The organism is Brevibacillus panacihumi W25 (assembly GCF_000503775.1).
Lineage (GTDB): Bacteria > Bacillota > Bacilli > Brevibacillales > Brevibacillaceae > Brevibacillus > Brevibacillus panacihumi_A.
Genome location: NZ_KI629782.1, coordinates 408222 through 430355 on the forward strand (window position 1 = coordinate 408222; position 22134 = coordinate 430355).

The window sequence follows — 22134 nt, forward strand, 5'->3', positions numbered from 1 at the left end:
GAAAGCCCCTTTTTCAGGCTTCCCCCAAAGTTTTATCGAGTAGCATGCGGTTGATTGCCCCCGCCCGTGACCATTTTGACTACTTCTTCCTCGTCCCCTGTTTCAGCATTGATGTAAATCAAGTAGGTATTGCCTTCGAAGTTGCCGGTAATCTCCCAGGCAAGAACCTCATTGCCATCGTTCTTGCCTTCGATCAAGGCAAGTCTTTGTCCTGTTACTTTCACAGAAGGATTGACGTTCGTTCTCGCTTGTTCCTTGCTGATTTTCGGCTTTGGAATCGTCCGTTTTTTGTTGTTGAACAGGTATTCAGTCGAATTGAAAGCATGTACGTTCCCAGTGTCCAGCGCCACTTCGACGACTACGGAATCAGGATAGATGCGGACACCGTCTTGCACGGGAACGAATGTAAAGACAGCAGAGCCTTGATAGTTGTCCACTTCCGAAACTTCCATATCCCCGTAGCCATGGGCCCGAAGAAATTTCTGGCCGCTTTTGCGAGCTTGCTCCATGGAAATTTTCTCTTTCCCGATCTGTCTTTCATCCATCAGCCAAACGACCTTGCCGCTACGCTTTGTCACATCCATGTTGATCGAGCTTCGCTCATTGGGGGTATGAATACGAACGCTATACGCGGAGTATTCCTCACCTTTTCCGTTTTCGTCTACATCGACACGGACCCCTTTGCCCTCCTGCTTACCGACGAAATCCAGAGCGATCTTTTTTGCTTCTTCCTTACTGATCTTTTTGCCGTCAATGCCCTTGATTCGCATTTGTTTTTTCTTGTCGAGACTCTGAATGCCAGCTCCCCAATCCAGTTCCGGATACTCCTGGACTTTTTTCTCGATCGTTTTGAAGCCATCGATAATGGTATTGTCCGATTTTTTGTCATCCGAGGCGAGCGCCGTCTCCACATCCATCCAACGCAATTGCTTGTCAATCACATTTCCCTGCACTTTGCGAAGCTGGTCTTGTATGTCAGCCGCATGCTTGTGCAGGTTTTTCAAGGTCCCGTATTCCTGTTGGGTCAGTGGCTCTTTATTCAGATCACGAACCGCCACCCGATGGGAAAAATCAGCTACGCGCGACAGCATTTCCTCTGTTTTATTAAACGGCATCAACGTCAGGGGCAGTTGCCCTACATCCGACTGAGCAGCGTAAGCCAGTCTCCAGACGTTCGTCAAAGTCGGGGTCATTTGCTTTCGAGAGTTGACTACCAATGCTTTTCCCAACTCGTCATGCAGCTGATCGACGTGGTAGGTCAAATCGTGGAAGGCTCGCTGATACGAATTCTCCGCTTTGATCAAGATTGAATTTTTCTCGTTGTGTTCCTGATAGCCCCACATCCCCGCTCCGACCAACGCTACGATCGCGACGGGAAAAAGAACGCGTGACACTGCTCCGTATACCATCCCTTGCCACTCCTCCTCTTCATATACTGGTGATTAACGACAGAAAATGTGTTTGCCGATTTTCTTGGCTTGCGGTCGACTCCAGATCCACTTTGAAGTCGCCGTCGCGGGGTTGAAATAATACGTGCATCCACCGGTCGGGTCCCAGCCCTTGAGTGCGCTGCGTACCGCTTTGCTCGCGCTCTCGTTGGGCTCAAGCCAGATCTGTCCATCCGCGACGGCAGTAAACGCTCTCGGCTCAAAAATGACGGCAGATGGCGTATTGGGAAATGACGAGCTTTTGACTCGATTCAAGATGACTGCCGCCACCGCTACCTGTCCCTCGAAGGGCTCTCCTCTTGACTCCCCGTACACGGCATTGGCCATTAGCCGCAGGTCGTTATCCGAGACTTGAGAGGTGTGGAATTTCGCTTGATTAGGTTTGTTCTTTGCCGCGTTGTTCACGACTTGATTTTCTATGGACGACAGAAGGGTTAATCCGGACAGCACAGCTACGGCTACGACCAATGAAATACCAACGAACCAGATTTTTCGCATGGTAGCCCCTCCTTGGCACGTATTGAAATCTTTGCATAGTGTTAGTGGAGGATGGCGGGTTTATGCATGAGATCTGGCAACGACATTTACAGCCATTCAGACGCCAAAAAAGGAAAAAGCCCGTGCATACGGATGCACCGGACTTTTGTGTCTGCCTTGCCTATTATTCATAACATTCCTGGATGAAAAATTGCTGCTCATTGTCATTGTCACACAGGCATTGCTTGAATCCTGTCTCCACCTGTCCCCCAGGCTCTCGTCGACCTCGCAGCGTAAATGTTTCTCCGCAGACATTGCAGCGAATCAGCACTTTGGCTCGTTGAGTTTTTAGCACGACTTGTCTCCTCCTCCCGTTTATTGTGGACGGGAAAAGAGATTTTTAGAACCATGTTCATGCGCCCGCTGCACCTTTTTCATACCCTGCCACCACAAGAAAATCATAAAGGGAATGATGGCGAGCAGCCAATTTTGAATGGCTAAAAAAATAGCGTTATAAATCGCATGCAAACAAATAGGAAGCATCAGGGAAATCCAAAGAAAGAAGCGTTGGGATTGTGTGGACTGAGTAAACTTTGCCTTACCCAGATAATAACCCATCCACACTGCAAATAAAGCGTGGCTGGAAACCGGCAGCAGAGCGCGCCAAAAAGCGACGTTTGTCCCATTGATGATCAGATAAAACAGGTTCTCCAATGTAGCGAAGCCCAAAGAAACCGCAACCGCATAGACGATTCCATCATAAGGCTCATCAAATTCCACATGCTTGTAAGCTGTAAAAAAGATTACCATCCATTTGAAAAATTCTTCCACAACAGCCGACTGAAAGACTTCAGCAACAATTGTATCCCGCCAGTACCACTCATTTTGCATGATGTATTGCAGCACCATGATGGGAATCACAAGCAACATCCCAAAAATGAAGGAGCGAATCACCATCGATATCGGTTCCGGTTCAAAACTGTCACGCAGGTAAAAATAACTCATGATGGCAATACCGGGGGCTATAGCAGCTCCGATCAAAGCGATCATCCGTGTATTACTCCTTTACACAAGGCTGTTATTCATCGTACCATGAATACTGATTCATGAAAACCCGGTACAGGAGAAGAGATCATGTCCAAAAACGTACTCGTGTTAAATACTGGCGGCACGATAGCCATGTCTGTAGATGATTCGGAGGGCGTAAAACCGCTTGACGATCAAGCTGTCAACAAGATTCTTCCGTTCTTATCGCGCTATGCCGACGTGACCATGAAAAACGTCCTCAATCTGCCCAGCCCGCATATTACCCCCTCTTTGATGAATTTTCTCCGTCTGGAAATCGAAGCTGAACTGGCAAAAGGAAACTTCGACGGCGTGGTGATCACCCATGGTACCGATACCCTCGAGGAGACAGCCTATTTTCTTGATCTCACCTTATCTCATACTGTGCCGATCGTGGTTACGGGAGCGATGCGCAGCAGCAATGAGCTAGGGGCAGACGGTCCCGTCAATCTCATCTCGTCTGTGCGTACAGCCGTCGATCCAGAAAGTGCAGACAAGGGCGTACTGGTCGTTTTCAATGACGAGATCCACGCTGCCTGTCACGTCACCAAGACGCACACGAGCAATATCGCTACCTTCCAATCTCCACAGTACGGTCCAATCGGAACGATTTTAAAAAAGCATGTTCAATATCACCATGCTCCATTGATCCGGGAACATTACACGATTTCCCATGCGGATGCGAATGTACCTCTGATCAAATCTGTCGCTGGCATGGACCCGAGCTGGTTACGCTTTTTGCTGGAGGAAACGATCGATGGGCTGGTCGTAGAAGCTTTCGGCTTGGGCAATCTGCCTCCCGCTATTATTCCGACACTCCAGCAGGTACTGGACAGAGGGATTCCAATCGTCCTCGTCTCCCGCTGCTACAATGGACAAGTGCAGGATGTCTACGACTACGAAGGCGGTGGTCGCCAATTGAAGGAAATGGGTATTGTGTTCTCCAACGGACTCAATGGCCAAAAAGCCAGAATAAAACTGATTGTTGCCCTGCAACAAACCCGTGACGCCAAGACTTTGCAAAAATGGTTCGATCAATCGATGATGTAGGTAAGAATCCCCAGCCATCGTTCTGGGGTTCAACTCAGTGGTAAAATGATGCAATGAAATCTGGGGGGAGTTTTCATGAAAAGGGTAGCTGGTTTCTTCATATACGGGTTGAAACAGGGAGACGAGAGCTCCCAGTGATCCGTTTTGTTCGCCTCCTCCTTCATTTTGGCTACCAGGAGGCTATGTCGTGTCTCTTTCCAGTCTTTATTTTCGCTTCGCTTGCGGTGTCCAAATACATCACCATTCCCGGTCTGGCCCGCTATGACCTGCTTTTGGTCCTCTGCCTGCTGTTTCAAATTTTCATGGTAAAAAGCGGCCTGGAGACGCGGGATGAACTGAAGGTCATCACGGTCTTTCACTTGATCGGACTGGCACTGGAGCTATTCAAAGTCCATATGGGCTCGTGGTCGTACCCGGAGGATGGGCTAAGCAAAATTTTTGGGGTGCCGCTCTACAGCGGATTCATGTACGCCAGTGTTGCCAGTTATCTCTGCCAGGCTTGGCGGCGACTCGACGTCGGCTTGACCGGCTGGCCAAAACCGGTGTTTGCCGTAACGCTCGGCAGCGCGATCTACCTCAATTTTTTTACTCACCACTTTCTGATTGATGTGCGCTGGGTACTGATGGCTGCGATCTTTCTCGTGTTCTGGAACACGCGGGTTACCTTTCGCGTCACCCATGAACGCTTTTTCATGCCGCTTCCTCTCGCCTACTTTTTGATCGGATTTTTTATCTGGATCGCGGAAAATATCGCCACTTTTTTCGGTGCGTGGTATTACCCAAATCAAAAATCGGGTTGGGAGCTGGTTCATCTCAGCAAAATCAACTCTTGGTTTTTACTGGTAATTGTCAGCTTCATCATTGTTGCGGAGTTGAAGCATGTAAAGGCAAGAAAGTCCAATCCATTTGACCACAGTAAGATGCTGTAGACTTATCCAGCAAGCCATTTGGATGACAGCCTTGACGCCGAACATAAAAAAGATAGCTTTTCACTTAGCCAAAATGGGCTAATGAGAAAAGCTATCTATATTTTTATCCTACGTACAAACGCTTAGACCCAACCGCGGAAACGGGATGCTTCCGCCATTTTGCGCACACCAGCCATGTAAGCGGCGAGACGCATGTCTACTCGTCTTGTTTGAGACAGGGAGTAGATGTTTTCAAACGAGCGGACCATTACTTTTTCCAGTTTTTCTTCTACTTCTTCTTCAGACCAATAGTAACCTTGGTTGTTCTGTACCCATTCAAAGTAGGATACGGTGACGCCACCTGCGCTGGCCAAAACATCCGGAACGAGGAGAATGCCGCGTTCGGTCAAAATTTTGGTCGCTTCCAGCGTGGTCGGTCCATTGGCTGCCTCGACAACGATCTTTGCTTTGATGTCGTGCGCGTTGGCACCTGTGATCTGATTTTCGATCGCTGCAGGAACGAGAATATCGCAGTCGAGCTCCAGCAGCTCTTTGTTGGTAATGGTGTTAGTAAACAGCTTGGTCACCGTACCGAAAGAATCGCGGCGATCCAGCAGATAGTCGATATCTAAACCGTTTGGATCGTACAATGCACCATACGCATCGGAAATCCCCACTACCTTGGCACCTGCATCATGCATGAATTTCGAAAGGTAGCTGCCGGCATTCCCGAAGCCTTGAACAACAATACGCGCACCTTTGAGGTCGATGCCGCGTCGTTTGGCTGCTTCGCGGATACAAATGGTTACCCCTTTGGCTGTAGCCGTTTCACGACCATGCGAGCCTCCCAGGGAGATTGGCTTGCCAGTGATAAATCCAGGGGAATCAAATTCGCGAATTGCACTGTATTCATCCATCATCCAGGCCATGATCTGCGAGTTCGTAAACACGTCTGGTGCCGGAATATCTTTTGTAGGCCCAACAAGCTGACTGATTGCACGGACGTAGCCACGGCTCAATCGCTCCAGCTCACGGAAGGACATCTCGCGAGGATCGCAGATAATTCCGCCCTTACCACCGCCGTATGGCAAGTCTACAATACCAGCCTTCAAGCTCATCCAGATAGAAAGCGCTTTCACTTCGTCCTCTGTCACTGCCGGGTGGAAACGAATGCCTCCCTTGGTCGGACCAACTGCATCGTTATGCTGCGCACGATAGCCCGTAAAAACTTTGACTTCGCCATTGTCCATGCGAACCGGAATGCGTACAGTCAAAACGCGTAGCGGCTCCTTCAAGAGTTCGAACATCGAATCTTGGTAACCTAGTTTCTCCAGTGCTTCCTTGATCACCGTTTGGGTTGATTTGAGCAAATCCATGCTTTCTTGCTCTTTTTTCCCTTGGGTGCTTTCGGTTACCACTTCTTGATTACCCATTACTTACCACCTCAGAAATGTTGTCGGTAAATCCATCGTTAAGTATACACGCTTGTTTCACGTATGAGAAGATAAAAAAATTCCATTCCGCTGTTTTTTATTCGGGCAAAACATATTTCCGATAATACTATCCTTCCCCCCACCTATTTGTTTCATGACCAACAATCGCAATCTGTGTCATAATGAAACGAGATACGCAAGAAATTCGAGGAGGTTTTTATGAAAAAAGAGCGAAGCATTCTATTTTTATTTGCTCATCCCGACGATGAGACTTTTACCTCCGGGATTGCCATCTCCAAATACGCGGCAGAAACCAAAACGCAGCTCTACTTGATTTCCGCAACCAAGGGGCAAGCCGGCAAAGCTGGCGATCCTCCCCTTTGCAAGCCTTCCGAGTTACCCGCCTATCGCGAGCAGGAGCTGCTGCGAGCCGCAAATGTCCTAGGCTTGAGCCGAGTAGAGACATGGGAGTACGAGGACAAACACCTTAGCGATGTTCCGATGGCGGAGCTCGTTGCCAGCATACACGAAGCAATCGCACGGTACCAGCCGGATGTCGTCGTCACTTTTGCTCCACACGGCATTTCCGGTCATCCTGATCACCAGGCGATCAGCGCTGCAGCCACGCAAGCAGTCCAAACACTCCCCGCGGGAAGCAGCGTGCGCAAGCTCTACTACGCCACTCGTGCGACAGATACAGTCCCCACCGGAGGCAAGCCGATTTTCTCGGATCCATATGAAACGATTACGACCGTCATTCAAGGCCCCACATATGTCAAACAGGTGGCTGCGGCATTGGCCGAGCACAAAACCCAGCATCTCTCGGTCGAAAGGGTTTTTCCAGGTGCGATCAGCGGAGACACAACCCATGTACCGCCCCAGAACCACTACATCCTGGCATGGAGCAATCTGCCTGGCTACGCCGCAAATCCGCAAGACAAAGAGGCTGATTTCTTCGCCGGATTTCCACTCCATGAGTAGTCTACGGACAGCAACAGCACCTAGCTCGTGAACTAGGTGCTGTTTTTATCCGGATCTATTTGTTCCATTAGGTAAAGTGCCTGCATATTTCTTTGACTGCATCGTCAGCCACGACCACTTTCCCGTATTCTTCCAACACATAAACCGTAGTTGGCGTCGCTTCTCCGTACTCAGAAAGGATCGCAATCAATTTGTGATATCGCTCCTGATCCAAGTCCACTTCCTCCAGCACAAGATGATATTTCCCCTTGTAGAAGTAGGCTGTTCCTCCATTGGTCAAAAGAGCGTTTATTCGATGAGAGGCTTCAACAAGATGCTCAAAGTCGCGGAAGGCGTAGATGATGAGGTCGCTTTCCTCCAGCGTAACCTCCAGTTCATACACTTCTTCATCCTCGTATTCTTCCTCTTCTTTTCCATCTTTGGAGCCTGTTTTTCCTCTAGTTACGATTACGACCATCCCCTGAGCTGGCAAGGCAAACACTTCAACGGCGACAGGTCCGGAAACTTCAAAGCCAAGTTCGTGATAAGCCTGCTCCATCATGTCGTTGAACAGTTCATGTACTTTTGGAATGTCACGCCACATGTCTTCTTTCTCTATTCCGCGCTCTGACAGATCGTCAAATGTTAAAAAGATGCGTATCTTATCTTGACCAAGGCGTTCAACACGCATGACTGTCCCTCCTCGCCATCCAGTCGTACTACAAAATATGATGGTAAGCCTGTAAGAGTTCTCCGCATTTTCCGAGGTGTACCCGAGGCATGTATCCATTTTTAAAACGGATGGTGCCTTTTGAGTTCAGATTATAGCGTTATGCAGTCCGCTGTTCAGAAAATTGGGAGGTAGTCCTATCATATCACATTTGGTAGCCGGAAAATAGTGAAGCGACACCTTGCGTGCCAGTTCGCGGTCTTTCGCCCTGTATGTCGATTTCATGAAGGAGTTACTGCAAGAATGTTAGTTCCTGTCAAAACCTGCGCTTTCCCAGGAAACATTCATTTCCTGTCCTCGTTCTTCTCCTGATGATCACCTAGACAACGGAATGGTGACGACCGTCCCGATGCGGAGCTGTGCATCTGCAGCCAAGCCATTGTAGCTGGCGATTCGGGAAGCTCCTGAGTTATTCCCGTAATATTGCCGTGAAAGCTTGAACAATGTATCTCCTTTTACCACAACATGCTTCACCGTCTTTGGTTGAGCGGCAGCTGGCTCAGGAGAAGTGGCCTGCTCTTGGGGAGCAGAAGCTTGGTCAGCCGATGGGGTGAGAGCGGTAGTTTCTGTCACAGCATCGGTTACGGGTGTGGTTACGGCAGATGTCGCGGGGGCCTCCCCCTGATCAGAGTCAGTCACCGGAGTTTGGGACAACTCCTCGGTATTGTGTGCGGGTGGCTGTTGTTCTTCCTGTGCAGCCGAATCCACGGAAGGCTTTGCCTCTGAATCCACCGATTGATTGGGAACGGCTGACTGGCTTCCTCCCTGGGCGTGATAAAGCTCTAAACCAATCAATCCAAAGAAAAGGGCTCCAAACAAGATCAAGCCGCCCTGTATCACCCGTTTAAAGGACACCCTGCCTGACTTTCTTTGGGTGCCTCTCGAATTTCGCGGCGGCAATCCACCCTGAATCTCGTTCACTCTCCCTCCCCCTTTCTGCGTTTTAAAATGGACTGTAAGTAGAAGGCAAGTGTCAAATCAACCAGAATATGAGCGATTATGGGAAGCCACAAATTACCCTCATAAGTATACAGTTCTCCCAAAAGCCAACTTGTCAAAAACAAACTGGCGACCAAAAGCGGCTTTCTTAAATACCGGGTATGTACCAATGTAAATATGACACTCGTCCAGAGATTTCCTGCAAAAGATTGAATGACACCGCGAAACAGCCATTCCTCCGTAACCCCCACCACCACGCATACGAGAACAGTCATCAGAAGAGACGTCTGTCCAAACAACTGTTCATTGATACTGCCATCGTCTTGCCAACGCTGCGGTAAAAAGCGTTCCATGCCTATGCTCATTCCTACCACGAGGATCGCAACAAGCACCGCCCACCCGATACCAGCGAGGCTGGGACGGGAAAACAACGCAAGTGTGGACTGCAAGCCATGCATCCACAAACTCCCTCCGGCTGCCAAGACCAAAACCACGCCCTGCGTCAGCCAAAGATTGAGCTGCAGCATAGCCGGATCCATCCCCTGCCCATGGTCTTTCACTGTTGATCCTCCTCACTCATTTCGGCAAAAGAACAGACAACGCCTGCCGCAAATCCCAGCTTGTTTCTTTTCTTCCTGTGTTCATAGACTGCCTGCTGTCCTTGTATAAACTGCGTTCAAGACCGCATACAGAACAACATTGAAGTGTATAGTCATGTCCTGTCTCTCCAAAATAGCCATTGATGCCCTTTCGCAAGCAGTTCTCCCGCTCCTCGGCGAAGCGAATCATCTCCGCAAGCTTTCGCTGTTTCAGAAGCTTTCTTCTTTCCAGCTCCGCGTATACCCGGTCAGCGTGATCACGCAATTCTGTACCAGGGTCCACTTCGTCACGGTAGGGAGCGCTCACACGCTGAGCATAAAACACCAATAAATCCGCCATCTCCTGTGTCAGCTCGATCGAAGTCAACGCTTCTGTAGTCAGGGACTGTTGTTGCCGCAACAGTTCTGCAAGCTGGTCAATCTGCCTGCGGGTCGGGTATTCACGTTCTATCATATACTGATGGATTTGCACGTCTTCCCACGCGTAATACAAAGCGGCATACCCAGCTTCCCCGTCCCGTCCTACCCGGCCAATTTCCTGGACGTATGCCTCCATGCTGGCAGGAAGCTGATAATGAATGACGAAGCGTATATCCGGCTTGTCGATTCCCATGCCAAAGGCGTTGGTGGCCACAATCATGTCCAGTTCGCCTGACAGGAATTGTTGCTGGATCAGCATGCGCTCCATGTTGTTCATCCCACCATGGTAGGCATGTACCTTGCGTTTTCCCTCCAGCTGGTAGGTTGCCACCAATACTTCCACCGCTTGTCGCGTGGTGCAGTAAACAATTCCTTGGCCCTTCCATTCATCCATTTGGTGCAAGACCTGTGCACGCCGTTCTGATTCTTCCATCACGGGGATAACGTCGATCGCGATATTTTTGCGATTGAGCGATTGCAACACGACATGTTCAGGCTTGATCTTCAGCAGGTCGCAAATCTCCTCCCGCACAGCCGTTGTCGCGGTTGCTGTCACGGCCAGGACCGGAGGATTACCCAAGGCTTGGACCACTTCAGGCAAACGCAAATAGTCGGTGCGAAAATCATGCCCCCACTGGGATATGCAATGCGCTTCGTCGATCGCAATTAGTGATACACCTACTTTTCTAAGCAGGGTCTGAACATGGGATTGCTGCAATTTTTCGGGTGAAATGTAGACCAGCTTGTACATCCCGCTCTCGATTTCACGCATTACTGCGCGCATGTCAGCCGGTTCCAGAAGGCTATTCAAGTAAGTGGCGGCGATCCTTCTTTGGGCGCGCATCTGTTGGACTTGATCCATCATTAAGGATATCAGGGGGGAGACTACGACCGTTATACCTGGCAGCATCAGGGCAGGAAGCTGATAGGTGACGGACTTGCCTCCGCCAGTAGCCAGCACGCCCAATACGTTCTCCCCTGCCAGGACGCCGCGAATGATGTCTTCCTGTCCAGGACGAAATGCCTCGTAGCCAAAATGTCTCTGCAGGTGAGTCTGCAAGCTGGTGCTCACGATGTTGCCTCCCCTCTGTAGCGTGCTAAGGCCAATCGAATATGCAAGTAGGAAACTTCATCTCCCAGGTGGTCTTTTATCAGGCGAAGACGGCCTGTCCCGAGCTCCTCACTAGTACGCACGATGGCATCAGCCAGTTCGGGGGAAAGATACTCGGATGCGTCCCACTCCGGGCAGCGCAAGGCCATTTCGACAAGGTGGTCCTCGACCGTGCTCTCCTTGATCCGCCTTATCCGGGCGACATCTGCTTTGGGAATGCCACGTTGAATCAAGGCGTATGTTTTGGCTGCACTCTCACTCAACCGCACATCTCCCCGCTCCTCGTGATCGGCATCGAGGAGAGCCTTCAATAGAGAAAATGCTTCTCTTTCCTGCTGCAAGCGCTCGACGGACGAGGCTAGACCGTATCGAAACATAAGCTGGAACTGCAATGGCGCCAAATCCATCTCAGCAGCAAGCTGCCCAGACGTCCTTCCCGTATGCCCGGCACCCGTCAATTGGCCTACCAGGATCTGCTGCACCTGCATGGGATGGGGCGACCACAGCTTGTACAGTTCGTCACCTAGGTGCACCTGCCATCTTTCGCGTTCTTCTCCACTCCGAAGTTGTGACTTTATCCAGGATTGGATCCGCCGATCTGTCACAACCGGAATAAAATCCATGCGAGCCGCAGCGATCTGCGAGACCGTCTGCACCAACAAATGAAGCCTTTTCCAAAAAGTGTCCAGGTTGAATGTCAAGAGCGAAGCCGAAAAAGGCGTGAGCCAACGCGCCAATTGATAGTGATTGGACAGCTCTGCCGCGTACCGCACCCCTTCTGTCGTAACCATGAACGTCGACTTTCCATTCATCCCGGCATCTGTACGGATATGGATGCAGCCACGTTGAACTAAATTTGAAACAATTTTATCCCAATTCTCTTTTGAAAAACGGGGAAACATCCGATAATACGGATAAAGGCTGTACAGATGGACATCCTGCAGGGTCTGACTTGCCTTGCGACCGCGCAATATGTAGTAAACAGCTTGCAGGGTTCGTTCGTTGGCGAGAGGAATCATGGCGTTCAGGGCAACAGCAGAAAGCATCTCCTGTTCCTGCGCCTCCACACTCCGACTAATCATTACGTACTCCTTTTCATTTATCTATGCGTTCTCTGTCTGCTTGGCTTGCTCCATTCTGCTAAATCAGACAGGGTTCGACAATCATGCGCTGCAAAATTGCTGGGGGATTTTTATGACAAAACGATTAAAAAAATCAGAATTTATGATGGCTTATATGATCATCATAACACTTGCTTGTACGATCGGTGGATTTTTTTTCGGGGCGCATTATATGAAGAACAAGATCGAAACGGCACAAGCACAAGCTCTGGAGGCCCAGAAGCAGGAGGCTGAGAAAGAGCGCCTGCTCCAAGAACAAAAACTGTATAGTGAACAGGACTTCATTCGTTTTTATTACGCTGTGTATTCTCCTGTGCTCGACTTGAAGAAAGCTCATTTCGACGTCATGAACCAATGGGGGCAAATGGATAAAAAAGCCCAGGAGCAAGCTTTGAAGCAATTGAGCCAGACAGCAGAGGCAACGCTCAAGTCCGTGGATAAAACCGTATCCCTGCAAACTGCTCCCCTGCTGCTGCAGGCTCAGGCGCAATTCAAAAACAGTGTCCGGGCTTATTTGGATAGTATGGACCAAGTGCGAACCGATCAGAATAGTAATGTCCTAACTCCGGGTGACATCAGCGATCGCATGACTCCTTTCCATGAAAACTGGCTGAAAGCACAGGAATTGGTGTACCAGTCATTTGCTACTTGGGAGTCAGCGTACGTCGTAAAAACACCTTTGCCGCAAGCGCTGCCCGAGAAAATCACCATCGAACAATGGAAGGCATACCCCTTCCATTACAGAAACTATGTAACGGCTGTGACACTGTCGCATGATCACCAATGGCGCGCTTTCAATCCCGAAGATTTGACAGTGCGTTTGGACAGTCTGTTCAGCTCAAGTGACGCCCAAGCATTGGGCATCCACGATGTTCATGCTGCGGTGCGTTTGCTTTTTGCGACGGACGCGATCCATCCAGGAGATTTTAAACAATTGCATTCCCGGATTTATTCCGACTTACCGACTCCCGAGGTACCTCTTTTCAAGTAGAGTACATTTTTAGAATGATTCAATCTTGAAATCTTTCCAACAAGAGCATACAATGTGAATGAAGTGGACGTACCACTGGTATGGGAGGTGAAACCACGATGACAACATGGGTTGATAAAGATACTTGTATTGCATGCGGCGCTTGCGGCGCAACGGCTCCTGATGTGTTCGATTACGACGATGAGGGTCTCGCATTCAATAAACTGGATGACAATGCAAACTCCGTTGAAATCCCGGATATTCTTCAAGACGACGTACGTGACGCTGCTGAAGGATGCCCAACAGACTCCATTAAAGTTGAGTAGTACAACCAAGCCTCCCATTGCTGCCATGCGTGGGAGGTTTTTCTTTTTCCATTGAACACAACCTTGAATCGGAGTATAATGGCGAAAAGCCGAACATTCTTTTTGTTTTTTTCCTGTTTTTGGGCGGCTATTTCTCTAATGTTCGGTTTTTGGCTCAATTTCCATGTTTCAACTATTAAAAACATCCATTATTCACGAACGATAGATTAAGTTTTTTTGATAATGTTCATTTTTTCTCTTTTTTCCCCTTGACGTGCTCCCAACGGGCGTGGTATCGTAAGGGCACATCATACGAAACACCAATACGAAACGACGATGACGAAGATAGGCTGTGTCCCGGAAATCCTCAGAGAGCCGATGGTTGCTGCGAATCGGTGATTCCCTTCACAGATAAGCACTTTCGAGTTGTTGCGCTGAACCATCTGTTTTGGATGAAGTATGCGCGAACGGTTGATCCGTTATCTCTACAGGTCATGTACCTGGTAAGGCTCTTCTTTGAGAAAGGAAGAGCGAATGAGGGTGGCACCGCGAAGCAAGCCTCTCGTCCCTCACTGTTCTGTTGGGAGCAGTGTGAGAACGGGAGGTTTTTTTGTATTCATAGCCTACTTCTATTCGACCGGAAAGGAGAGACAGCCTAATCATCGATCAATCACTACCACCAGCCGCATCATTTGTTGTACAAGTCGCACGCGCTTTGCTGTCTCCTTCCCTGACCGAAAAGGAAGCAAGGATCGCACTGTCTAAGATTTTCTTTCGCTACTACTACCAGGAGGTGCTCATCGCACATGTATAAAGTACTGATTACAGATCCACTCAGCGAATTTGGTATTCAACAATTGCTTGATGCGTCCGATGTAGAAGTCGTTCGCAAAACCAACCTCTCCCCTTCCGATCTATTGGAGATCATCGGGGATTATGACGCCCTGCTGGTGCGCAGTCAAACACAGGTAACGGCTGATGTATTCGCAGCCGGCAAAAAGCTCAAAGCAGTCGGACGCGCCGGTGTAGGTGTAGACAATATCGACATCAATGCTGCTACACAAGCAGGGGTTCCTGTCATCAACGCTCCCGACGGAAACACGATCTCGACGGCAGAGCACTCCTTCGCCATGCTGATGGCTGTAGCCCGCAATATTCCGCAGGCACACAAAAAGCTGGCTGACGGTACGTGGGACCGCAAAAGCTTCCAAGGGGTCGAGTTAAACAAAAAAGTCCTGGGGATCATCGGGATGGGACGCATCGGTTCTGAAGTTGCCAAACGGGCCAAAGCCTTCGGTATGACCGTCATGGGCTACGATCCTTTCATGACAGAAGAACGCGCCCAAAAAATGGGTGTGACCAATGCTACGGTCGACGAGATTTGCCGTCAAGCTGATTTCATTACCGTCCATACTCCGCTGACAAAAGAAACGCGTCATATCATCAGCTCCCGTGAATTCGCCAAAATGAAAGACGGGGTTCGCCTGATCAACTGCGCTCGCGGCGGAATCATCGATGAAAAAGCTTTATACGAAGCCATCACAACAGGCAAAGTAGCAGGTGTGGCCCTCGACGTATACGAAGAGGAGCCGCCAGTGGACAACCCGCTGATCGGCCTGCCGCAGGTCGTGCATACGCCGCATCTCGGAGCGTCGACGGTAGAGGCCCAGGAAAACGTAGCTGTAGACGTTTCCGAAGAAATCCTGAAGGTGCTGCGTGGTCAGCCGTTTAAAAATGCCGTCAACCTGCCTTCCATCCCTGCGGATGTCATGGAAAAAGTACAGCCGTACTTCACGCTTGGTGAAAAATTGGGTCATTTCCTGGCTCAAGTGACAGTCGGCTCTGTCTCCGAAATCGAAATCAAATACAGTGGCGAACTGACCGATGTGGATACAGCGCCACTCACCCGCACTGTGCTGAAAGGAGTCCTCTCCTTCCGCCTCGGTGAAGGAGTCAATTACGTGAATGCACCGCTGCTCGCCAAAGTCAGAGACATCACCGTGACAGAGCGTAAAGCTGCGCAAAACCGCGGATTCACCAATCTCCTGACCGTCTCGCTGAAGACCTCCCAGGAGACTCGTACGGTCGCTGGGACCCGCCTGAACGGATATGGCGCCCGCATCGTTAAAATCGACGACTACGCGATCGATGTAGCCCCTGAAGGCTATCTGCTCTATATTCACCACAACGACCGTCCTGGCGTAATCGGCCGTGTTGGTTCCATCTTGGGAACAAACGGCGTCAACATCGCAACCATGCAGGTTGGCCGTCGTGACATCGGCGGCGACGCGATTATGATGCTTTCCGTCGATAAGCCGCTCACAGCAGAGCTGCTTGATACCATGGGCGAGCTGCCTGAAGTGAAAAGTGTAACGCAAATTGAACTGTAATCGTCGCTTTCGTCATGACCCGGCATTTTTGCCGGGTCTTTCTGTTGCATTTTTTCCCAATCCATGCAACGAAATGATTTGTAGCTCGTATTAGAATAGAGATGATTTGGTGCGCAACGCTATCTCCAAGCCATCGTGGACGGAGTACAATGGAAGAAGGTTGTGAACGTATGATTCGATTGATCGACAACACGAACCCGGATATGGCCGCTCACATACTGCGGGTACAAATCCCTGCTTACCGGGTAGAAGCCCGCTTGATGAATTTCGACGGTATTCCGCCATTGCAGGATACGCTGGAGAGCATTCAAGCTTCTGCTGAGACTTTCCTTGGCTATTTTGATGCTGATGACGATTTGGCTGGGTTTCTCTCCTTTGAGGAAGAACAGGCTGGCTACAACCATCTGTCGGCTCGTGGTCCATCCGGATTACTTCCGCAAGGGGATCGGGAAAGCATTGCTGCACCATTTTATGAGTGAAGTCGGCAAATTACAGAAGGTGGCTGTCAGTACCGGTGCAACGAATGAGCCTGCCTTGAATTTGTACAAGGCATTTGGATTTCAGCAAGTGGGATTACTCGAAATTGCGCCGGGAGTGCATCTTGCTTTATTGGAGTCAAATCCCTCAGAGGATTCCGTCTTCCCATCATCCCAGGACGCAGAGAAAAATTGAGGCTGTCCTCCCTCTACGGTTCCAATCATCGCTTTCGCAAATTCACTTGGCGAGGAGAATCCATTCATGCGGAAGATTTTGTTCGGAATTTTATGTTGCCTTTGTATCATACTGGTCATCGGAGTGTGGAGTTATTTCAATAGGCCATCCTTTTTGTATCCGGCCCTCCCCTTTTCTCATCCTGATAAATCTTCCGTAGTAGCGAAGTTGAAGCAAGCGGATGACGAAATGCTGATTCCGCTCATAACCACTGACTCGGATACACGCTTCTATTGGATAGGAGCCAAATCCGCTCAAAGCGGCGAGGCCAAATCGTTGAAAAACTTGTTGCAAACGGACGGCTGGTCGTTCGTGGAGCAGGAAGGCGCCGGATATTTTTTTGAAAAGGACAAGCAAAGGATTGTTATCACTGCTCACATGTGGTCTAGTGATTTTGTCCTGTACAAAGTACCGGTCGAGGTACCTGCCGATATTTTCCAGTAATTGTATCCTCATAATAAAAAAACTCCGTCTCTGCGCACAGACGACGGAGTTTTCCTGTTTACAGAATGGACAAGATGCCGCGAACATCATCCAGAATATAATCAGCTTTCACTTCTTCAAATTTTGCACGCGCCTCTTGACCGGACAAGCCCGTCAACGTAGCAGCGAATTTGCATCCGATCGAACGAGCTGCCAGGAAGTCAGCGAGGGAGTCCCCGACGATCAGCACTTCTTCTCCATTCGAAATCGGGAGCGGGAATTTGACTGCTTCGCTGTTCGGTGTGTCGAGACCCAACATCCCTTTTACATACGAAATGGGATGGGGCTTGGACATTGGAGCGAGCGCCGGGAACTCTTCTTCTACTTCCAGTACATGCGAAGCAGTTACGACGCGATTCGGGTCAAACCACTCCAGGATGCCCATTTCACGCAACGGCACATGCGTCTCAATGGTCGGACGACCCGTTCCGATTCCCAGTGTATACCCTTTTTCCTTCAGTGTTTTAAACAACTCGATCATCTCGGCAGGCGGGACAATCGGAATTTCATCCGTGAGAAAACCTGTTTTGCCAGGCTGCTTGGTAGCGCGGCCAATCGAATCAGCCACGCGTTCATCCCCGAGGTACCACTCCTGGAAGGTCTCCTGGCAAAGCTGCCACAGCTCACTGCTGCGTGAGAACATCTGCGTCTGAACACCGCAGCGCTCCTCTGCGATCTGATTAAGATAGACGAGCATTTCTGCCTTTTGTGCAGAGCCTTTGGCAAAATCAGCCGTAAACGCCGCGTAATCGACCGAAAAATCTGCAGCATGCGCCTTCGCCCATTCTCTGAGCTGGTCGACTTGCTCTCGGCCGATCTGGTTGACAAGCAGGTTAACTGCATCCGAACCAAGCTTGGGCTTCAGAGCTTCTGCCAGACGGATCAATTGATAGGAAAAGGTGAGAAATACCATGTCCCAGTTAGAATTGATTCCGCGGGATTTGATAAAGTTCAGCACTTCATCCTTAGCAAATACCTGTTCACGTTCGGTACGAATTTGCGATTCCACTGGCGATGCTGTAAAAGCATCACCTTTTAAACCCAGGTATTGCGGGCTGTACAGCATTTCCCAGACAGTCAGTGCGGAAGCATCGAAGTACCGCTCTTCACTCAACATAACCCCGTCAACGTCGAACAAGATCGTTTTTATCATTTTCTCTCTACACTCCTAGTTGGTTTTTGTATCTACCAAGATCGAAATCGTAAATGTCGTTCCTTCTCCCAGCTTGCTTTGCACGCTGATCGTACCGCCATGCGCATCGATGATGTTCTTGGCAATCGCAAGTCCCAGTCCGGTTCCGCCTGCACGGCCGCGTGTGCGCGCCTTGTCTGCCTTGTAGAAGCGCTCAAACACAAACGGCAGATCCTCCTGAGGAATCCCGCTGCCCGTATCGCTGATTTCCAGCCACAAAACCTTTTCTCCCCGCGCCCGAATCATGACGCTTCCATGACTTGGCGTATGACGCAGCGCATTGTCGATCAGGTTGGTCAAGACCTGTTCCATGCGATCCGGATCGAAATCGGCATGCTGATGCGGCGTTGTGACCTCCAGCGAGAGGGAGATGTCCTGTTCGCGAGCCAGATTGCTGAATTTGCGATGAATTCGTTCCAGATAAGGACGAAGCTCGACCCTTTCCTTGAACAGTTCCACATGTCCAGCCTCCATGCGCGCCAGACTGAGCAGTTCATTGACGAGCTTGGTCATACGAACGGATTCGTCGTAAATGATTTGCGCCAGTTCCTTATGCTCCTCAGGCGTCGCCACCATGTCATCGACGATCGCCTCACTGTATCCTTGCAGCATCGACAAAGGCGTGCGCAATTCGTGAGAAACGTTGGCTACGAAATCATTGCGCATCTTGTCCAATTTGCGTTCACGGGTCATATCGCGTATCACCGCAACCGCACCGCGAATTTGTTCCTTATCCATTAACGGGACCATGACCAGCGACCAGATACGCCCTTGCACCGGGATATCCTCCGCCACCTCATAGCCGCCGCGCACCACTTGCTGGTAATATCCATACAGCGGGAACGGCTCGTCCGGATGCTCATACCTCCAGTCGCGCAGGAAATGCTCAGCTGGCGGGTTGGCTACCACGACATTTCCTTCCCCGTCAATCATAACCACCCCGTCCACCATGCTGCGCAAGACGCTAGCCAGCTGCTCCTTCTCCTTGGACAAGGCATCGACTAGCTGATTCAATCTCGTCGCCATCGTATTCAAAGAGGCTGCTAGCTCCCCGATTTCGTCCGTCGTGCGAATCGGGATCTCCGCATGGAAGTCTCCTTCCGCGATGCGATGAGCCGTCTCTTTCATTTGCCGCAGCGGCGAGGTAATCCGCGAAGACAGGAAAAAGGCGAAGAAAGTCGTAGCCGTGAAAGCAATGACGCCGACGACAAAGATTAACAGCCGTACCTCGGTGAGCGTATCGTCAAAATCTTCGATCGTCTGATAGAGCACGACCGCTCCTTTATGCCCAGAAGAAATCTCCAACGGCACAGCAACAGCCAGAATCGGCAGAGTGCCATTGCGGGCAGCAGGATTGTTGCGATCCGGTTCGCTCAGACTTAGGGAAAATCGTTCCGGCAGCGGATGCTTGCCCTCGATAGCCTCGGTCAGCTTCAATCCTTTTTCTGCCAATAATTGATCGACTGGAATCCGCGGCAGAGGTTTGCCTTCGCTTTTGCCGATGATGTTCTTCTGCTCATCTACAACGACCAACCCGGTGTGATGCACCAAACCAAAGCGCGAGGCCAACTCCAAGGCGCTCTGCTTGTCCTCGCTTTGGGCAAGTCCATCCCTCAGCCCGATGGCCAAATCCTGCAGATTGGATGTCTGGCGATTGTGATAAAAGTTATCAAAGGATTGCACCAGCAAGAGACTAAATACAGTCAAGACCAAGGCAAACAGGGCGATGATGGTCATCCATAGTTTGCCAACTACACTGCGGAAAATGACGTCCACCTTATTTTGGCACCTCTAATTTGTATCCGACTCCCCATACCGTAGCAATCATGGCTGCTGCTTGTGGAGACACGCGATTTAATTTTTCACGCAACCGCTTGATATGCGTATCGACGGTGCGAAGATCCCCGAAAAACTCGTAGTGCCATACATCCTTCAACAATTCCTCACGCGTGAATACCTTGTCCGGAGATTGCGCCAAATAATGAAGGAGCTCGTACTCCTTGGGTGTCAGGCTTACCTCCTGGCCGCTCGCAATCACTTTATGCGCATCATGGTCAATCGTCAGTTCAGGAAACACGAGGATTGAATGGCTGTTTATTGTCTCCGTCTTCAGATAAGCGGTCGCAGACGAACGACGCAGGATCGCCTTGACCCGGTAAATGACCTCACGCGGACTAAATGGCTTGACCACGTAATCATCCACCCCGGCTTCAAAGCCGTGAACTCGGTTGGTCTCTTCACCCTTGGCTGTCAACATGATAATCGGCGTAGCCTTGAACTCGCGAATTCGCTGGCATACCTCAATTCCGTCCATTCCTGGCAGCATCAGGTCCAGCAAAATGATGTCAAAATCATCACCGATCGCCATTTCGACGGCCTGTTCGCCGTTGTCAGCTTCTTCAATCACAAAATTTTCCCGTTCCAGATACATTTTTAACAGTCTGCGAATCCGTTCCTCATCATCCACTACAAGAATACGTGCCTTCTTTTCCATTGCCAACACCTCTTGTCTTTCATCTTCATTACTAGGAAAGGCGGGAGATAGTCCAAAAAAGCTGGCGGTAAAACCAGCTTTTTTGGTATGTTACACACCTGCGTAAGAGTGCAGGCCAGCAATCACCAGATTCACAACGACTAATGTGATTAAAATGATAACAAATCCGATGACAGACATCCAGGCTGATTTTGCACCGATCCAGCCGCGCGACAAACGCAGGTGGAGATAGGCGCTGTAGAACAGCCATACGATCAATGCCCATACTTCTTTCGGGTCCCAGCCCCAGAAGCGGCCCCATGCTTCGTGAGCCCAGATCATGGCGAAGATCAATGCTCCCAGCGTAAAGACAGGGTAGCCGATACTGATCGCCCGATAGCTGATCTCATCGACAAGCTCAGGATCAATTCCTTCCAGGGAAGGCTGGATGGCTGCTGCCAGTCTTTTGCGGAAGATCAGGCGCAGGCCGCCGTATAGCACGAGCCCGGACAAGACGGACCAGATCATGGTATTCAGCTTGCGGGCAGCGTCCTTGCCTTCCATCCACTCAGGCGCCGTAAACCATGGTGACATCGGACCTTCCTGGATCAGCTTGGCATTCGCCGGAGCGACAATCGCCGGCATCGTATACTCCACTTTGGTAGGCGCTACCTGCCCGGTCGGTGTTGTCGTTTGTTCTGTCAATTCAAAAACCGTTCTCTGATCCATTCTGGCAAATGTGGACTCCATAAGGATGAAACCGACGAGCATCAGGACCACCGCCAGTACAACCTCCAGCCATCTTGTGCTTTTGGTCGCTACCTTCTGCGGAATCGTCAGGATCAGGTACATCAGTCCGGCAGCAAAGCCTACCGCCAGGATCCCTTCTCCCAACGCTGCGGTTGTCACGTGAATATGCAGCCAATAGCTTTGCAGGGATGGGATCAAGGGCGTAATTTCTTTCGGAAACACGTATGAGTACGCCAGCATGATGACACCGAGCGGAAGCACAAAGGCACCGATCACGGTCATTTTGTAGATTCGGTAAATAATCAAGTAGGCAAGAATGATGCAGTAATCAAAAAATGCCATGAACTCAAACATGTTGCTGGTTGGACTATGTCCTCCAGCGACCCAGCGCGTGATCACATAGCCCGTCTGTGCGATAAAGCCAACCACTGCCATCCAATACGCGATTCGGCCAAAGCGCATCTCGTGTTGCTTGGGGTCGCGCCCCGCCCAGTTCTTTCCCGTCATGGCGACGATAAATACTACGGACGAGAGCACGTACAGGAAAAACGCGATATCCAATAACAAATCACTGATTTGGTAAAGCTGCACGTTGTTCG

Annotated in this window: 22 protein-coding genes, 1 pseudogene and 1 other annotated feature; of the genes and pseudogenes, 9 read left to right on the forward strand and 14 right to left on the reverse strand. The window is 50.2% G+C overall.

Features of this window, described 5'->3' with window-relative positions; all coding sequences use genetic code 11:
* Positions 1-32 precede the first annotated feature (32 nt).
* From ypeB to prsW, 4 genes and pseudogenes are all read right to left on the reverse strand, one after another.
* The gene (gene ypeB / locus T458_RS31440) at positions 33-1409 is read right to left on the reverse strand and encodes a germination protein YpeB (protein WP_023554458.1); all 1377 of its coding nucleotides are present in this window, start codon (positions 1407-1409) and stop codon (positions 33-35) included.
* A gap of 33 nt (positions 1410-1442) precedes the next feature.
* A pseudogene (locus tag T458_RS31445) lies at positions 1443-1799 on the reverse strand (cell wall hydrolase); the annotation flags it as partial.
* Positions 1800-2109: 310 nt separating this feature from the next.
* The gene (locus T458_RS57085) at positions 2110-2280 is read right to left on the reverse strand and encodes a hypothetical protein (protein WP_023554460.1); all 171 of its coding nucleotides are present in this window, start codon (positions 2278-2280) and stop codon (positions 2110-2112) included.
* 20 nt (positions 2281-2300) lie between these two features.
* Entirely contained in the window at positions 2301-2975 is a 675-nt protein-coding gene (prsW, locus tag T458_RS31450; RefSeq protein WP_023554461.1) for a glutamic-type intramembrane protease PrsW, read from the reverse strand.
* A gap of 84 nt (positions 2976-3059) precedes the next feature.
* Between prsW and T458_RS31455 the strand changes: the two genes are divergently transcribed.
* Positions 3060-4040, forward strand: coding sequence for an asparaginase (locus T458_RS31455; RefSeq protein WP_023554462.1), 981 nt, complete (start codon positions 3060-3062; stop codon positions 4038-4040).
* Between the two features lie 134 nt (positions 4041-4174).
* Positions 4175-4969 carry a DUF817 domain-containing protein gene (locus tag T458_RS31460; protein ID WP_023554463.1) on the forward strand — a complete coding sequence of 265 codons (795 nt, stop codon included), beginning with the start codon at positions 4175-4177 and terminating at the stop codon, positions 4967-4969.
* 122 nt (positions 4970-5091) lie between these two features.
* Here T458_RS31460 and T458_RS31465 read toward each other — a convergent pair whose 3' ends face one another.
* On the reverse strand, positions 5092-6324 hold the full coding sequence (locus tag T458_RS31465) for a Glu/Leu/Phe/Val family dehydrogenase (RefSeq protein ID WP_427329379.1): 1233 nt from the start codon (positions 6322-6324) through the stop codon (positions 5092-5094).
* Between the two features lie 276 nt (positions 6325-6600).
* Here T458_RS31465 and T458_RS31470 point away from each other — a divergent pair, with 276 nt between their 5' ends.
* Positions 6601-7362, forward strand: coding sequence for a PIG-L deacetylase family protein (locus T458_RS31470; protein WP_023554465.1), 762 nt, complete (start codon positions 6601-6603; stop codon positions 7360-7362).
* A gap of 67 nt (positions 7363-7429) precedes the next feature.
* Here T458_RS31470 and T458_RS31475 read toward each other — a convergent pair whose 3' ends face one another.
* The 5 genes from T458_RS31475 to T458_RS31495 form a co-directional block, all read right to left on the reverse strand.
* The gene (locus tag T458_RS31475) at positions 7430-8032 is read right to left on the reverse strand and encodes a genetic competence negative regulator (protein WP_023554466.1); all 603 of its coding nucleotides are present in this window, start codon (positions 8030-8032) and stop codon (positions 7430-7432) included.
* Positions 8033-8386: 354 nt separating this feature from the next.
* A complete protein-coding gene (locus T458_RS31480) occupies positions 8387-8992 on the reverse strand; it encodes a LysM peptidoglycan-binding domain-containing protein (protein ID WP_023554467.1) in 606 nt (201 codons plus the stop codon).
* Positions 8989-9570, reverse strand: coding sequence for a CPBP family intramembrane glutamic endopeptidase (locus T458_RS31485; protein WP_023554468.1), 582 nt, complete (start codon positions 9568-9570; stop codon positions 8989-8991). Before T458_RS31485 ends, T458_RS31480 begins: the two co-directional genes overlap by 4 nt.
* A 16-nt stretch (positions 9571-9586) precedes the next feature.
* The gene (locus T458_RS31490) at positions 9587-11101 is read right to left on the reverse strand and encodes a RecQ family ATP-dependent DNA helicase (protein WP_023554469.1); all 1515 of its coding nucleotides are present in this window, start codon (positions 11099-11101) and stop codon (positions 9587-9589) included.
* On the reverse strand, positions 11098-12222 hold the full coding sequence (locus T458_RS31495) for a YpbB family protein (RefSeq protein WP_023554470.1): 1125 nt from the start codon (positions 12220-12222) through the stop codon (positions 11098-11100). Before T458_RS31495 ends, T458_RS31490 begins: the two co-directional genes overlap by 4 nt.
* Before the next feature lie 112 nt (positions 12223-12334).
* On the opposite strand from T458_RS31495, the gene T458_RS31500 reads away from it, so the two are divergent.
* From T458_RS31500 to T458_RS0128270, 6 genes are all read left to right on the forward strand, one after another.
* Complete coding sequence (locus tag T458_RS31500) at positions 12335-13252, forward strand: hypothetical protein (RefSeq protein WP_023554471.1); 918 nt, start codon at positions 12335-12337, stop codon at positions 13250-13252.
* A 98-nt stretch (positions 13253-13350) separates the two neighbouring features.
* Positions 13351-13557, forward strand: a complete 207-nt coding sequence (locus T458_RS31505) for a ferredoxin (protein ID WP_031305339.1) — start codon at positions 13351-13353, stop codon at positions 13555-13557.
* A gap of 306 nt (positions 13558-13863) precedes the next feature.
* Positions 13864-14109 (forward strand) — a binding site (T-box leader).
* A 233-nt stretch (positions 14110-14342) separates the two neighbouring features.
* Positions 14343-15926: a phosphoglycerate dehydrogenase gene (serA, locus tag T458_RS31510; protein WP_023554473.1), complete on the forward strand. Its 1584-nt coding sequence runs from the start codon at positions 14343-14345 to the stop codon at positions 15924-15926.
* A gap of 170 nt (positions 15927-16096) precedes the next feature.
* On the forward strand, positions 16097-16405 hold the full coding sequence (locus T458_RS57510) for a hypothetical protein (RefSeq protein ID WP_051410014.1): 309 nt from the start codon (positions 16097-16099) through the stop codon (positions 16403-16405).
* Positions 16341-16598, forward strand: coding sequence for a GNAT family N-acetyltransferase (locus T458_RS57865; protein WP_354702684.1), 258 nt, complete (start codon positions 16341-16343; stop codon positions 16596-16598). The genes T458_RS57510 and T458_RS57865 overlap by 65 nt, the downstream gene beginning before the upstream one ends.
* Positions 16599-16664: 66 nt before the next feature.
* Positions 16665-17081 carry a hypothetical protein gene (locus T458_RS0128270; protein WP_023554474.1) on the forward strand — a complete coding sequence of 139 codons (417 nt, stop codon included), beginning with the start codon at positions 16665-16667 and terminating at the stop codon, positions 17079-17081.
* A 58-nt stretch (positions 17082-17139) separates the two neighbouring features.
* Here the strand turns inward: T458_RS0128270 and T458_RS31520 are convergent, their stop codons facing one another.
* The 4 genes from T458_RS31520 to ccsA form a co-directional block, all read right to left on the reverse strand.
* Positions 17140-18273, reverse strand: a complete 1134-nt coding sequence (locus T458_RS31520) for an HAD family hydrolase (protein WP_023554475.1) — start codon at positions 18271-18273, stop codon at positions 17140-17142.
* A 15-nt stretch (positions 18274-18288) separates the two neighbouring features.
* Positions 18289-20088, reverse strand: a complete 1800-nt coding sequence (locus T458_RS31525) for an ATP-binding protein (RefSeq protein ID WP_023554476.1) — start codon at positions 20086-20088, stop codon at positions 18289-18291.
* Position 20089: 1 nt separating this feature from the next.
* Positions 20090-20806, reverse strand: coding sequence for a response regulator transcription factor (locus T458_RS31530; RefSeq protein WP_023554477.1), 717 nt, complete (start codon positions 20804-20806; stop codon positions 20090-20092).
* Between the two features lie 90 nt (positions 20807-20896).
* Entirely contained in the window at positions 20897-22126 is a 1230-nt protein-coding gene (gene ccsA, locus T458_RS31535) for a cytochrome c biogenesis protein CcsA (protein WP_023554478.1), read from the reverse strand.
* Between the last annotated feature and the right edge of the window lie 8 nt (positions 22127-22134).